The 12689-nt window shown below is 73.5% G+C and carries 11 protein-coding genes; 5 read left to right on the top strand and 6 right to left on the bottom strand.

The genetic code is table 11. The features are described 5' to 3' along the window. Positions 1-252: 252 nt before the first annotated feature. Together serB and ACWGL3_RS26030 are read right to left on the bottom strand one after the other, a co-directional pair. On the bottom strand, positions 253-1518 hold the full coding sequence (gene serB / locus ACWGL3_RS26025; protein WP_267947480.1) for a phosphoserine phosphatase SerB: 1266 nt from the start codon (positions 1516-1518) through the stop codon (positions 253-255). A gap of 113 nt (positions 1519-1631) precedes the next feature. Next, positions 1632-2288, bottom strand: coding sequence for a DUF1707 SHOCT-like domain-containing protein (locus ACWGL3_RS26030; RefSeq protein ID WP_267947481.1), 657 nt, complete (start codon positions 2286-2288; stop codon positions 1632-1634). A 503-nt stretch (positions 2289-2791) separates the two neighbouring features. On the opposite strand from ACWGL3_RS26030, the gene ACWGL3_RS26035 reads away from it, so the two are divergent. Continuing rightward, positions 2792-4387, top strand: a complete 1596-nt coding sequence (locus ACWGL3_RS26035; RefSeq protein WP_267947482.1) for a serine hydrolase domain-containing protein — start codon at positions 2792-2794, stop codon at positions 4385-4387. A 166-nt stretch (positions 4388-4553) separates the two neighbouring features. Here ACWGL3_RS26035 and ACWGL3_RS26040 read toward each other — a convergent pair whose 3' ends face one another. Then, positions 4554-5336: a hypothetical protein gene (locus ACWGL3_RS26040; protein ID WP_267947483.1), complete on the bottom strand. Its 783-nt coding sequence runs from the start codon at positions 5334-5336 to the stop codon at positions 4554-4556. 56 nt (positions 5337-5392) lie between these two features. Between ACWGL3_RS26040 and ACWGL3_RS26045 the strand changes: the two genes are divergently transcribed. From ACWGL3_RS26045 to ACWGL3_RS26055, 3 genes are all read left to right on the top strand, one after another. Continuing rightward, on the top strand, positions 5393-6178 hold the full coding sequence (locus ACWGL3_RS26045) for an ABC transporter ATP-binding protein (protein WP_267947484.1): 786 nt from the start codon (positions 5393-5395) through the stop codon (positions 6176-6178). 289 nt (positions 6179-6467) lie between these two features. Beyond that, complete coding sequence (locus tag ACWGL3_RS26050) at positions 6468-7391, top strand: SPFH domain-containing protein (RefSeq protein ID WP_267947485.1); 924 nt, start codon at positions 6468-6470, stop codon at positions 7389-7391. Positions 7392-7613: 222 nt separating this feature from the next. Next, positions 7614-8372 (top strand): sulfite exporter TauE/SafE family protein, encoded by a 759-nt coding sequence (locus ACWGL3_RS26055; RefSeq protein ID WP_267947486.1) that lies wholly within the window; start codon positions 7614-7616, stop codon positions 8370-8372. 69 nt (positions 8373-8441) lie between these two features. On the opposite strand, the gene ACWGL3_RS26060 is transcribed toward ACWGL3_RS26055, so the two are convergent. From ACWGL3_RS26060 to ACWGL3_RS26070, 3 genes are all read right to left on the bottom strand, one after another. Beyond that, complete coding sequence (locus ACWGL3_RS26060; RefSeq protein WP_267947487.1) at positions 8442-9065, bottom strand: HD domain-containing protein; 624 nt, start codon at positions 9063-9065, stop codon at positions 8442-8444. A 203-nt stretch (positions 9066-9268) separates the two neighbouring features. Next, entirely contained in the window at positions 9269-10144 is an 876-nt protein-coding gene (locus tag ACWGL3_RS26065) for an alpha/beta hydrolase family protein (RefSeq protein ID WP_267947488.1), read from the bottom strand. Next, on the bottom strand, positions 10138-10728 hold the full coding sequence (locus ACWGL3_RS26070) for a TetR/AcrR family transcriptional regulator (RefSeq protein WP_267947489.1): 591 nt from the start codon (positions 10726-10728) through the stop codon (positions 10138-10140). Before ACWGL3_RS26070 ends, ACWGL3_RS26065 begins: the two co-directional genes overlap by 7 nt. Before the next feature lie 467 nt (positions 10729-11195). Here ACWGL3_RS26070 and ACWGL3_RS26075 point away from each other — a divergent pair, with 467 nt between their 5' ends. After that, positions 11196-12653, top strand: a complete 1458-nt coding sequence (locus ACWGL3_RS26075; protein WP_267947490.1) for an aldehyde dehydrogenase (NADP(+)) — start codon at positions 11196-11198, stop codon at positions 12651-12653. The last annotated feature ends 36 nt before the right edge of the window (positions 12654-12689 follow it).

Here is a 12689-nt window from a genome sequence, read left to right on the forward strand (position 1 = left end):
GGAGAGTAGGTCGCTGCCACGGTTTTTTGTAGGGGAGGGGGTTGCCTTGTGGGCGGCCCCCTCCTTTTTTGCGCGCATGCTTGTGCGTTTGTGAATCGGGTGGTGGGCAGGAGTGGTGGCGGGGGGGGGGGTGGTCCCCCTTGTTTCCAGGAAAGCGGAGTGGGGGTGTGCCGCGCCAGGGGAGGATGCCGCCTGTGGACGACACGGGGCCCGCAGACGCCCCGTAGCGCGTCCGCGGGCCCCGTCGGTGTGTCAGACGCCTGCGGTGGCGGGTGAGGAGGGGGAGGCCGGTTCGGTGGCCAGCCCGTGGAGGTCGGCGGCCTCGATCTCCTCGCGGGTGATGCCGAGGATGAACGCGATCGTGTCCAGGTAGGGCACGTTCACGGAGGTGTCGGCCTGCTGGCGGACCACCGGCTTCGCGTTGAACGCGACGCCCAGTCCCGCCACCTGGAGCATGTCCAGGTCGTTCGCGCCGTCGCCGACGGCGACCGTCTGCTCCAGGGGCACGCCGGCCTCGGCGGCGAACCGCTTCAGGGTGGTGGCCTTGCCCTTCCGGTCGATGATCGGGCCGACCAGTTCGCCGGTCAGCGTCCCGTCCACGACCTCCAGGGTGTTCGCCGCGGAGTAGTCCAGCCCGAGGCGTTCCACGAGCACGTCCGTGATCTGGGTGAAGCCGCCGCTCACGATCCCGCACTCGTAGCCCAGGCGCTTCAGGGTGCGGACCAGGGTCCGGGCCCCGGGGGTCAGCTGGATCTCCTCGCGCACCGCGTCGATGGCGGAGGCGTCGAGGCCCTTCAGCAGGGACACCCTGCGCCGGAGGGACTCCTCGAAGTCGAGTTCGCCGCGCATGGCCTCCTCGGTGACCCGGGCGACCTCCTGCTCGCAGCCGGCGTGGGCCGCCAGGAGCTCGATCACCTCGCCCTGGATCAGGGTGGAGTCGACGTCCATGACGATGAGGTGCTTGGCGCGGCGGTGCAGGCCGCTGGGCTGCACCGCGACGTCGACGCCCTGGGTGGAGGCCTCCATGGCGAGCTCGGCCCTCAGCTGCTCGGCGCTGCCCCCGGAGATCTCCATCTCCACGGAGGTCACCGGGTAGCTCGACAGCCGCTCTATCCGGTCGATGTTCGCTCCGGCCCTCGCCACGCACGACGTGATCGCGCCGAGGGCGCCGGGGCGCAGGGGGTCGGCCAGGACGGTCACGTGCAGGCGGCCGGAGGCGAAGTCGTTGACGCGGCCGTTGCCGTCCCCGTCCCCGTACTCGACCTCCATGTCGAGGTCGATCGCGGTCTTGTCGAGGGCGCTGCGCACCTCCTCGAAGACCCGCTGGCGGCTCACGCCGGGGGCCACGCGCTCGTCGACCCCGAGAACCGTCCCCAGCACCAGGCGTCCCGCCAGAACGACCTGTTCGAGGTCGACGATGGTCACCGGGAAGACGGAGAGGGTGCTCAGGAGACGCGCGCTGATGCCGGGCCGGTCGTGCCCGGTCACTGTCACCAACAACGTGGAATCATCATTCATGGCGTCTTCCACGGTACTCGGCCGGGGGAGGGGCCGGTCGAGCCGGGAGGGCTCTTCGCCCAGCTAGTTCACCATGTGGACGGCTGGAGGAGAGGTGTAGGTCACTCCGGCGCCTACCGGTTGCCCCGGTTCTTCTTCTTGCGGCGCGGACCCTTGGCCTTGATGTCCACTCCGCCGAGCATGCACGTGCCCGTCAACCGGATGATCGGGGCGTTCGGGTCCGTGACCTGGTCCGTCCCGTGCATGTCCGCGCCGCCCAGAATCGCCGAGGTGTTGTTGATCACTCTCACCCCGTGCGGCACGGTGATGTCCACCCCGCCCATGATGACGGCGACCTGGATGGTCACCTCGTGCTGGCTGAGGACGGCCTCGCGGAGGTCCAGTTCGACCCCGCCGCAGAGCACGGACACGTTGGTCCGGGGCTCGACCAGCCAGCGGCCCTTGCGCTCGCAGCCGCCGAACACCGCGACCAGGTTCTCGGAGCCCTTGCTCTGGCCGGCGAGGTCGCGGGCCTCGCTCCCCAGGATCTCCATCCCGTTAGGGGGCTCGGACGACCGGCGGTCCATGGCCGCGTAGTCGTACCCCTGGCCGGTGACGGGCAGGTCCGAGACGATCGGGGCGAGCTCCCCGACGGTCTTGGCCCTGTACAGGGTGTCCAGGCGCTCCTCGTGCTCCACCGGGGTGAGGCGACCTTCAGCCACGGCCTCCCGCAGCCGCTCGGCAACCTTGTCCCGGTCCGCGTCGGAGGCTCGGATGTGCTCGGGCTGCATGATGACTGGTTCTCCTCGTCGACTCGGTGGGGCCGGGGCCCGGCGCCACACACCCAGTATCGGCACTCTCCCGTCACGATGGATCAGGTATATCCCCTGGACCTACCCCGAGAATTCCCGCGCCCCTTACCAGGGTGCGTCGGAGCGCCGGGCGTTCGCGCCTCCGTCCCCGGTCCCGGCCCGGTCCTCCGGGGCCCGTCGGGAACCGCGGTAGGCCGAGGGGCGGACACCGGTGCGGCGCAGGAAGGCGGTCGACAGGGCGCCCGGTTCGGCGAACCCGCACAGTCGAGGACATCGGAGTCGAACACCCTGCGGCCGACCCTGGCGGGGCCCGGCCGGGACGGTTCCGCGTCCCGGGCCTCCGCCCCCGCCCCCGCCCCTCTCGGGCCCGGAGCGCGCGGCGCGGCGTGGTGGTGGCCGCAGGGGCGCCCTGCGGAGAACCCCAGGTGCGGTCGGAGGCGCGCACGGTGGTCCGGCGGGGGGAGCGCTCCTAGCGTTGGGCCATGGCCTTCTCCACCCTCCGCGGTGCACCCGTCCCCCCGCGCGGGCGCTCCGTCCCCGCGCTCCTCTGCCTCCTCGGCGCCGCCGCGCTGCTGGTCCTCCCCGCCGCGCCCGGCTCCGCCGGGACGGCCCCGCTCACCCCGGGGGCCGCTCCTCCGGCCCCGTCCCCCGGGGAGGTGGACGCGGTCGTGGAGGAGTACCGCCGCGCCACCGGTCTTCCCGGCGCCGCCGTGGTGATCACCCGCGGCACGGAGGTCGTGCACGCCCGCGGGTACGGGACCACCCCGGGCGGCGCCGCCGTCACCGAGCACACGCCCATGGCGGTGGCCTCGCTCAGCAAGTCGGTCACCGCGCTGGCGGTCCTCCAGCTGGCCGAGGAGGGGGAGCTCGACCTGGACGACCCGGTGCGGGAGCACCTGCCCGAGTTCACGATGGCCGACCCCCGGGCGGAGCGGATCACCGTGCGCCAGCTGCTCGACCAGACCTCCGGCATGTCCGACACCGAGTTCGCGTCCTACAGCCGCGGCAGGGACACCCTCACCCTGCGCGAGTCCGTGGCGGACCTGCGCGGCGCGCGCCTGGCCGCCGAGCCCGGCACGCGCTGGGAGTACCACAACCCGAACTTCCAGGTCGCCGCCCGCCTCGTCGAGGTGGTCGGCGGCAGGCCCTTCGCCGATCACCTGGAGGCGCGGGTGTTCTCCCCGCTGGGGATGGACGACAGCACCACCGTCGACACGGACCTGGACCTGCCGTCCGGCGCGCGGGGGCACGTCTCCGTGCTCGGACGCGCGTTCCCCGCGGACGAGCCCCCCGGGTTCGGCAACGGCTCCGGCGGCGTGGTCAGCACCGCGGCCGACATGGGCGCGTGGCTCGTCGCCCACACCGGCGGCGGGCTGGGGCCGGACGGTGTCCGGATCCTGTCGGAGGAGGGCGTCCGGGCGCTGCACACCCCCTCCGCGGCCTCCGGGTCCTACGCCCTGGGGTGGTCGCTGGGGGAGACCGCGTCGGGTTCGCGGGTCGTCGAGCACGGGGGAGACCTGCTCACCGCGACGGCGCACCAGGCACTGCTGCCCGACAGCGGGTACGGCGTGGCCGTCATGGCCAACACGGGGTCCTCGTGGGGCGGGGCCCACCCCCTGGCCTCCGCGCTCGTCGAGCTGGTCGACGCGGGCTCCGCACCCGGGCCGCCGACGGGCGCCGGGCCGGTGGCCGTCGACGCGGTCCTCCTGGCCGCGGGAGCCGCCGCCGTCCCGCTCGCCTGGCGCGGTGTGCGGCGGTCGCGCGACTGGGCCCTCGCGCGCGAGGGCGGCCCCCGGTGGGCGGTGGCGGCGCGCCTGCTGCCCTACGCGGGGCCGCCGCTGCTCCTGGTGGTCCTGCACGAGGTGGTCGGGTGGCTGTTCCGGGGGAGGGACGTGGCGTGGTTCCAGGTGCCCTATCTCTTCACGTCGTTCTGGTCGGCGCTCGCCGTGGTCGCCCTGGCCTGCGCGGCCGTCGTCTCGGCGCGGGCGGTCCGCCTCGCGGCGCTGCGCCGCCGGACACGGGGCGGTCGCGCCGCCGGGGCCGGGCGGGGGGAAGGGGAGGCCGCGTCCGCCGGGTGAGACGGCCCGGGGACGCCGAGGGGGCGCGGTCCCGGGGAAGATCCGTCCGACCGCTCCGACAGGGGCCGCTGCGGGGCCCTCCGCCCCGACCACGGGGTCGGAGCGGCGCCGGCGGAGCCCGAACCCGGAGCCCGGCCCGGTGTTCGCCGTGCCCGCCCCGTCCGGCTCAGCGGCCGTTCGGCGCGTGCCCGGGGAGGGCGATGGCCGCGTGGGCGGCCACCCTGGCCCGCCGCACCGCGGCGTCCAGCTTCCGCAGCGCGTCGGACCGCGCCGCCGCCTGACGGGCGTCCATCCCCCGGCCCGACGCCGGCTCGGCCAGCCTCACCACCTTCGCGAGCCGTTCCGCCTGGGCCGCCACCCGGTGGGCACGGGGCGGGTAGCCGTGCGCCAGCGGCGGCGCCTCGCGGCCCCCCAGGTCGCCCAGCTCCCGGTGCACGCCCGGGGCGAACGCCGCGATGTCGTCCACGCCCTCCAGGGTCCTGGCGACCTCGATCAGGGTGAGCTTCAGGGTCTGCTCCGCCTCGGCCAGACCGGGAACCTGCGGGGGCGCCGGGTCGGCCCGATACGGCGCCCACGAAACGCCCACATAGGATGAACCACGCCGGTCGGGGGAGGGCACCATGCCCATCTGCTGGCCGGCGAGCTGCACCAGCACCCCCTCCTGGGCCTCGATGGCGGCCTGGTTGAGCTCCTTCGGGCCCACGAGCCCGAGGGGGTCGCCCCAGGTCGGCAGGGACAGCCGGAACGCGGACAGTCCCAGGCCACGAAGTCGTACCAGTGCCGACCGCAGCGGTACGCCGCTGTCGAAGGGCAGGTCCGCGACAGGTACTGTCCCGATCAGGTTGGGGCCGCCGCGCCGTTCGACCGCGTCGACGGCGTCGTCGAGCCCGACGTGGCCTGACAGCCAGGCGTTGCCCCAGGCGACGAGTGGTGCGGACGTGAGTTGCATTGCTTCAGGGTAGGTCGGCCCGTGCACCGGCGTGGGGCGTGATGTGAGGGAGGACGATGGACGGGCGGGTTCTGGGCCTGAGCGGGGTCACGGTCCGACGGGGTGGCGCCACCCTGGTCGACGGCGTGGACTGGTCGGTGCTGGAGGGTGAGCGGTGGGCGGTCCTCGGGCCGAACGGCGCGGGCAAGACGACGCTCCTCAACGTGGCGTTCAGCCAGCTGTACCCGACCGCGGGCGACGTGGAGATCCTCGGCGAGCGCCTGGGACGGGTGGACGTCTTCGAGCTGCGGCCCCTGATCGGCTATGCGGGCGCCTCGGTGGCCTCGCGGATCGAGGCGGGCACCCCCGTCCTCGACATCGTGCTGAGCGCCGCCTACGGGTACGTGGGCCGGTTCCGCGAGGAGTACGGCAGCCCGGACTACGGCCGCGCCCGCGCGCTGCTGGGCCACTGGGGGGTCGCCGACCTGGCCGACCGGGACTTCCACACCCTGTCCGAGGGCGAGCGCAAGCGCGTCCTGATCGCCCGCGCGCTGATGGCCGACCCGGAGCTGCTGCTCCTGGACGAGCCCGCCGCGGGTCTGGACCTGGGGGGCCGGGAGGACCTGGTGCGCCGCCTGGGCGGGCTGGCCCGCAACGAGTCCGCGCCCGCCCTGGTCGTGGTCTCCCACCACGTGGAGGAGATCCCGGCGGGGTTCACGCACGTGCTGCTGCTCCGTGGCGGCGGCGTCGTCCAGGCGGGGCCGATCGAGGAGGTCCTGACCGCCGAGCACCTGTCGGAGACCTTCGGCCTGCCGCTCAAGGTGGAGCGCGACGGCGACCGCTGGAACGCGCGCGCGGTCTGACCAGGGCATTCCGAGCGGGAAGTCGCCGATAGGGATTGCGGTAATAACACAAATCGATTGACCATAAACAGTATTCCTGTCCAGATGTGGTCGCCCCGACGTATATGGGGTAGCGTCAACGGTCGGTGAGCGGATCGCTCCATTTCGGCGCGCTTGGAGATCTTCGGGTGGGCGGGTCCGCCGGTGGACGCGGTCCGTCCGCACCGCCTGCCACCCCCGTCAGGAGATCCGGAGCTGCCCAGATGTCGATACTGAACGCCGCCCCTTGTTCGGAGACCGGGGTGCGCCGATGACCATGATCATCATCGTGGCGCTTTTCGTCGCGGTCCTGTTGCTCATCTTCTGGCGGAGCGTGCGTATCGTTCCGCACTCGATGGAGGACGTCGTCGAGCGGTTCGGTAAGTTCCACCGGACCCTGAGCTCGGGTTTCAACGTCGTCATTCCCGGGGTCGACCAGGTGCGCGAGCGGATCGACCGCCGCGTCCAGGTCGTGAGCTTCCCCCCGCAGTCGGCGATCACCGAGGACAACCTCGCGGTGGAGGTCGACTCGGCCGTCTACATCCGCGTCCGGGACGCCTACAAGGCCACCTACGAGGTCGCGAACTTCATCCAGGCCGTCGAGCAGCTCACCCTGGCCACCCTCCGCAACGTCATCGGCGGGATGAACCTGGAGGGCACGCTCACCTCCCGCGACGAGATCAACCGCGAGCTCAAGGCGGTGCTGGACGAGGCCACCCGCGACTGGGGCATCGAGATCAGCCGCATCGAGCTCAAGGGCATCGAGCCGCCGTCCTCCGTGCAGGAGGCGATGGAGATGCAGATGCGCGCCGACCGCGAGAAGCGCGCGCAGCTGCTCAGCGCCGAGGGCGAGAAGCAGTCCGCCGTGCTGCGCGCCGAGGGCGAGCGTGCGGCGGCGGTGCTGCGGGCCAAGGGTTCGGCCGAGGCCCAGATGCTCACCGCCAAGGCCGACGCCGACGCCCAGACGCTGCGGGCGCGCGGTGAGGCCGACGCCATCCACATGGTGTTCAAGGCGCTGCACACGAGCCGGGTCGACCCGGACGTGCTGGCCTACCAGTACCTCCAGAAGCTGCCCGAGATCGCCAAGGGCGACGCCAACAAGGTCTGGATCGTCCCGTCCGAGATGGGCAGGGCCCTCCAGGGCGTCGGCACGGCCTTCGACCGGCTCCGCGACGAGGTCGTGCGGGCTCCCTGACCCGGGGCCGCCCGGACCCGGCCCTCCTCCCCGCCCCGCAGGACGGCGCTCACGGCGCCCGACCTGCGGGGCGGGGCGCGTTCCGGGGCCCGTCGCGCACCGTTCGGCGGGGTCCGGCTATGCCCTGGATCACGTATCCCCGGCGTGGGGCGCCGATGACCGGCTCTCGTAGTCTGTTGACGCCCTCGACGGTCGGGGAGCGGGATCCGGAAAGCTGGTCGCATGGAACTCTGGGAGGCGGCGGTCATCCTGCTGGCCGGTGTGGCGGCCGGCGGGGTCAACGCGATCGCGGGCTCGGGGACCCTGTTCACGTTCCCCGTGCTCCTCGCCCTCGGCTTCCCGCCCGTCACCGCGACCGTGTCCAACAGCATCGGGCTCGCCCCCGGCACGCTCAGCGGCACCATCGCCTACCGGCGCGAGCTCGCCGGCCAGCGCGGCCGGATCCTCCGCCTCGGCGGGATGTCGTTCCTCGGCGCGATGACCGGCGCGCTCCTGCTCATCTACCTGCCCGCGGGCGTGTTCGAGTTCGTCGTGCCGTTCATGATCGGCGGCGCGTGCGTGCTGATCCTGCTCCAGCCGCGGATCACCAAGTGGGCGCGCTCCCGCCGACCGGCCTCCAAGAACGGGGGACCTCTGCTGCCGCTGGGCGCCTACGCGACCGGCACCTACGGCGGCTACTTCGCCGCGGCCCAGGGGATCATCCTCATCAGCATCCTCGGCGCGTCCCTGGACGACGACCTCCAGCGGCTCAACGCGCTGAAGAACGCGCTGACCACGATCGCCAACGGCACCGCCGCCGTGTTCTACATCGTGCTGGCCTCGCCGTCGTGGCCGGTGGTCGGCCTCATCGCGGCCGGGACCGTCATGGGCGGCTACCTGGGGGCCAACTTCGGCCGCAGGCTCAGCCCGGCGGCCCTGCGCGTGTGCCTGGTCGTCGTCGGGCTGACGGCGGCGGTCCAGCTGGTCATGGGCCGGATCTGACCGCTCCCCGTGCCCGGCCGGCCCGCCGTCCGGGCACGGATGCGCGGCGGGGGCTGCCCCGCGGGGCGCTCAGGTGCGGAAGTAGCCGCGCCGGTCGGCGTCGTCGATCAGGGCCGCCGCGTAGGCTCCCAGGGCCTCGGAGCCCTCCTGGATCAGCTTGACCTTCTCCATGACCTGTGCCCGGGTGATGCCGAACCGGACCCAGGTCCCGCCCTCGTTGTGCCAGTTGGCGAGCATCGGGGACAGCCTGTCCACGGCGCGGGCGAAGCGGGCCTCGGCGGAGACGCGTGCCTCGAACTCCTCCCAGAGCTCGCGGGCGCGCTCGGCCTGGTCCTCGGGGAGGAGGGGGAAGATGCGGGCCGCCGCGGCCCGCTCGCGCGCCTCCTGCGTCTCGGAGTTCACCTTGTCGAAGAGGAAGGTGTCCCCGGCGTCGATCTCGACGATGTCGTGGAGCACGAGCATCTCGACGACGCGGTCGATGTCGGTGCCCTCGGGGGCGTACTCGGCGAAGGTGCGGGCGGAGAGGGCCAGGTGCCAGGAGTGCTCGGCCGAGTTCTCCCGCCGTGATCCGTCCACCAGCAGGTTCTGCCGCAGGATGCGCTTGAGCTTGTCGACTTCCAGGAGGAAGCGGAGCTGTGCGTTCAACCGCTCGTTGTCGACCCCGCTGGCAAAGACCGGTGCCGGTTCCGTCACGTGGTTCGCCCTCCTGAAGGATGAGTCGAAACGGTCAGGTGGACCGCTCGGTGCGGTCGCCACTGGATGATCCCATGGAACGCGTACCAACTGTCGCGTCGGCGTACGTCGAGGGGACGCGCGGCGAGGCGGCGGAGTGTACGCGGTGAACGGTCGGCGTGCCCGCGGCCCCTGCCGGGGGCGTGGCGCCCCGGGGGCCGTGACTAGGCCTCCGCGGATGCCCGGACCTGCGTGGAAGACGTGAGGTGGCGGTGGAACCACTCGGTGAGGGCCCTGTCGGCGAGTACTCCCGCCGGGGTGGGCCGCCCGGGTTCGAGTCCGGGCTCGGGTCCGATGGCGTGTGCCAGATCGGGCACCACGATGTGACGGAGCGCATGCTCGGGGGCGTGCCCGGCCAGGGCGTCGCACAGCGCCCCGCCCTGTTCGGGGGCCACGACGTCGTCGAGCCCGCCGTTGACGACCAGCAGGGGGACGCGTCCCCGGGAGATCTCGTCGGCCCGGCCGACGAAGTCCAGCCGTGCGCGGGCCTGGAGGGCCCGGTCGGTCCACCTGTAGGGCGTTCCGTCGCGTCGCGCGCGGGCGGTGACGACCAGGGCCGGGTCCACGACCGGGTTGACGACGGCGGCGGCGCCGACGGGCATGCGGCCCTCGGCAAGGGCGAGCAGGACCGCGGCGGCCCCGGCCCCCACCCCGGCCAGGCCGACGGGGGCGTCGGTGACGGGGAAGGCCGAGCGCAGCTCGGAGACGGCGGCGCGGAGCTCGGCGGCGGCCTGCTCCACCACCGGGGCGAACAGGTCGACGAGGTGGTCGCGCTCGCCGCGGCGGTTGACCTCGGGGACGCCGCCCTCGGGCAGCCGGGCGCCGAACAGCGGCAGCCCGAGGTGGATCCGCCAGGCCGGGAGCGCCGCCATGGGCAGGGTGCCTGCGAGGGAGGCCTCGGCGCGGGGCGGCTCGAAGGCGTGCAGGCCGACGACGAGCGGGGCCGGGAGGTCGCCCGTCGCGGGCGGCAGGGCGAGGAAGGGCACCCCCGCGGCGGTTCCGGTGACGGGGCCGGTGAGGGTTCCGGCGTCGGCTACCACGGGTGGTCGCCCCCGCTGCGCTCGGAGAAGTCGGACAGGTAGCTGCTGACCAGCCGCTTGGCCTCGCCGATGAGCCTGGTGTCGCCGTCGGCGTCGTCGCGGAAGGCGAGCTTGAGGACGGCGTCGGCGGCCTCGACGGCCACGTGGACGGCCCGGTCGAGTGCGTCGTCGTCGGGGATGCCGGTGACGGAGACGATGATCCGGCGCAGGCGGATGGAGATGACGCGGTTGTTGTCGGCCCCGCCGTTGAGGAGGCGGGTGTCGACGATGTCGCCGAAGTGCAGGCTGCGGAAGCCGGGCACGTGGCGGTGCATGTCGATGTACTCGTCGACGACGGCGTCGACGGCGGCGGTCCAGTGGCTGAACGACGTGTCGGCGATCCGCTCGGTCACCCGGGCGCCGAACTGGTCGAGGAAGCGCAGGCCCAGCGCCTGGGTGATGGCCTTCTTGTCCGGGAAGAACTGGTAGACGGAACCGATGGCGACCCCGGCCCGTTCGGCGATCCGTGTGGTGGAGAGGTTGTCGTAGCCGACCTCGTCGAGGAGCTCGGCGCAGCAGTCGAGCATGCGCTGCACTCTGAGCATGCTGCGCTGCTGGGCCGGAAGTCTCCGGAGGGGGGCCTGCGCGAACGCGAGTTCGTCGTGGGCGACGCCGGCCGGTCCACGGCTCTCGCGCGGCGCGTAGGCGCTCCCGGCTGGACCGGGGGAGCGTCGCGACCGCGGGGGCGTTGAGCTTCGGGAATTTGTCGTCACGGCTCCTATGATGCCTTTCCGGAATCACCTGGTTCCGGGGAAATTCCAGTTTCGTTCCCCGACCCCTTCCCGTGGTGTCCGGTCCACCTGTGCCGGAGGCGTCGCCCGGGTCCGGGGCGGTGCGGACGGGGGCGCCGGCGCCGTTCGTCGTGTTCGTCGGTCCGTGTCTGTTTCGCGGCCCGGGGCCGCAGGGGGACCCGGTCGCCTGGGCCGCTCAGGATAGCGCTTTCCAACGGAGGGCGTGGCATGGTTGGATCAGTGCCCGACGCAGTGCACGCACCCCTCCTGGAGGCTGAGCCATGACCACCGCCCCGGACACCACACCGGAGGAACTCGACGCCGTCCTCGAACGGGCCGCCGCCGCGGCCCCGCTCCTGGCCGCCCTCACCCCGGGCGAGCGCGCCGGCCTGCTGCGCGCCGTCGCCGACGCCCTCGACGGCGCCGCCGACCGGCTCGTGCCCCTCGCCGCGGAGGAGGCCCACTACCCCGAGGCGCGCTGCAAGGGAGAGCTGGGCCGCACCACCTTCCAGCTCAGGCTGTTCGCGCAGACCCTGGAGGACGGCTCCTACCTGGAGGCCGCCGTCGACCCCGCCGACCCCGAGTGGGGGACGCCGCGCCCGGACGTGCGCCGCATCCTCGTCCCGCTCGGCCCCGTCGTCGTGTTCGGGGCCAGCAACTTCCCCTTCGCCTTCGCCACGGCCGGCGGGGACAGCGCCTCGGCGCTGGCCGCCGGGTGCCCGGTGGTCGTCAAGGCCCACCCCGGCCACCCGGAGCTGGCCCGCGCCACCGCCGGTGTCGTCGTCGACGCGCTCACCGGGGCCGGGGCGCCCGAGGGCTCCTTCGCGCTGGTGGAGGGCATGGAGGCGGGCAGGCTGGCGGTCACCCACCCGCTCACCCGCGCCGTCGGGTTCACCGGGTCGATCCCGGGCGGGCGCGCCCTGTTCGACCTGGCCGCGGCCCGGCCCGAGCCGATCCCCTTCTACGGCGAGCTCGGCAGCGTGAACCCGGTGTTCGTCACCCGCGCCGCCATGGCGGCGCGCGGAGAGCAGATCCTCGGCGGCTACGCCGACTCGGCGGCCATGGGGTCGGGGCAGTTCTGCACGAAGCCGGGCGTGGTGTTCCTGCCGGAGGACGCCGACCTCGGCGCCCTGGTCGCCGACTTCGCCGACAGGGCGGCGGGCCCGCTCCTCAACGACCGCGTGGCGGAGGGGTTCGAGCGGGGCCTGGACGCGCTCAGCGGCCACCCCGCCACCGAGGTGCTCGTCCAGGGCAGGCACACCGGCGACGACTGGTCCCCGAGCCTGCTGCGGACCGACCTGGACTCCCTGCTGGAGCACGCCGACACCCTCCTGGAGGAGTGCTTCGGGCCGGCGACCCTCGTGGTCGCGTACGCCGACGAGCGCCGCCTCCTGGAGGCGGCGGGGGTGCTCCGCGGCCAGCTCACCGTCACCGTGCACGGTGAGGAGGACGACCCGGTGGCGCCCGCGCTGCTGGCGCTGGGGGCGTCCGTCGCGGGGCGGGTGGTCTGGAACGGATGGCCGACGGGGGTGGCCGTCACGTACGCCATGACCCACGGCGGCCCCTACCCGGCGACCACCGCGCCCCTGCACACGTCGGTGGGCACCACGGCGATCCGGCGCTTCCTGCGCCCGGTGTCCTTCCAGTCGGTGCCGCAGTCGCTGCTCCCCCGCGAGCTGCGCGACGACAACCCGCTGGGCGTGCCCCGCCGCGTGAACGGGGCCGCGCCCACCGTCTGATGCCGTCCGGGCCGGGGCCGGGCGCGCTCCGATGGG

This window comes from Nocardiopsis sp. NPDC055824 (assembly GCF_053616335.1).

Excerpts from the sequence above, each read along its gene's own strand:
- ACWGL3_RS26050 (WP_267947485.1), top strand. The coding sequence starts at position 6,468 with ATGACCATGATCATCATCGTGGCGCTTTTCGTCGCGGTCCTGTTGCTC.
- ACWGL3_RS26070 (WP_267947489.1), bottom strand. The coding sequence starts at position 10,728 with ATGCTCAGAGTGCAGCGCATGCTCGACTGCTGCGCCGAGCTCCTCGAC.
- ACWGL3_RS26035 (WP_267947482.1), top strand. The coding sequence starts at position 2,792 with ATGGCCTTCTCCACCCTCCGCGGTGCACCCGTCCCCCCGCGCGGGCGC.
- ACWGL3_RS26075 (WP_267947490.1), top strand. The coding sequence starts at position 11,196 with ATGACCACCGCCCCGGACACCACACCGGAGGAACTCGACGCCGTCCTC.
- ACWGL3_RS26055 (WP_267947486.1), top strand. The coding sequence starts at position 7,614 with ATGGAACTCTGGGAGGCGGCGGTCATCCTGCTGGCCGGTGTGGCGGCC.
- serB (WP_267947480.1), bottom strand. The coding sequence starts at position 1,518 with ATGAATGATGATTCCACGTTGTTGGTGACAGTGACCGGGCACGACCGG.
- ACWGL3_RS26040 (WP_267947483.1), bottom strand. The coding sequence starts at position 5,336 with ATGCAACTCACGTCCGCACCACTCGTCGCCTGGGGCAACGCCTGGCTG.
- ACWGL3_RS26045 (WP_267947484.1), top strand. The coding sequence starts at position 5,393 with ATGGACGGGCGGGTTCTGGGCCTGAGCGGGGTCACGGTCCGACGGGGT.
- ACWGL3_RS26030 (WP_267947481.1), bottom strand. The coding sequence starts at position 2,288 with ATGCAGCCCGAGCACATCCGAGCCTCCGACGCGGACCGGGACAAGGTT.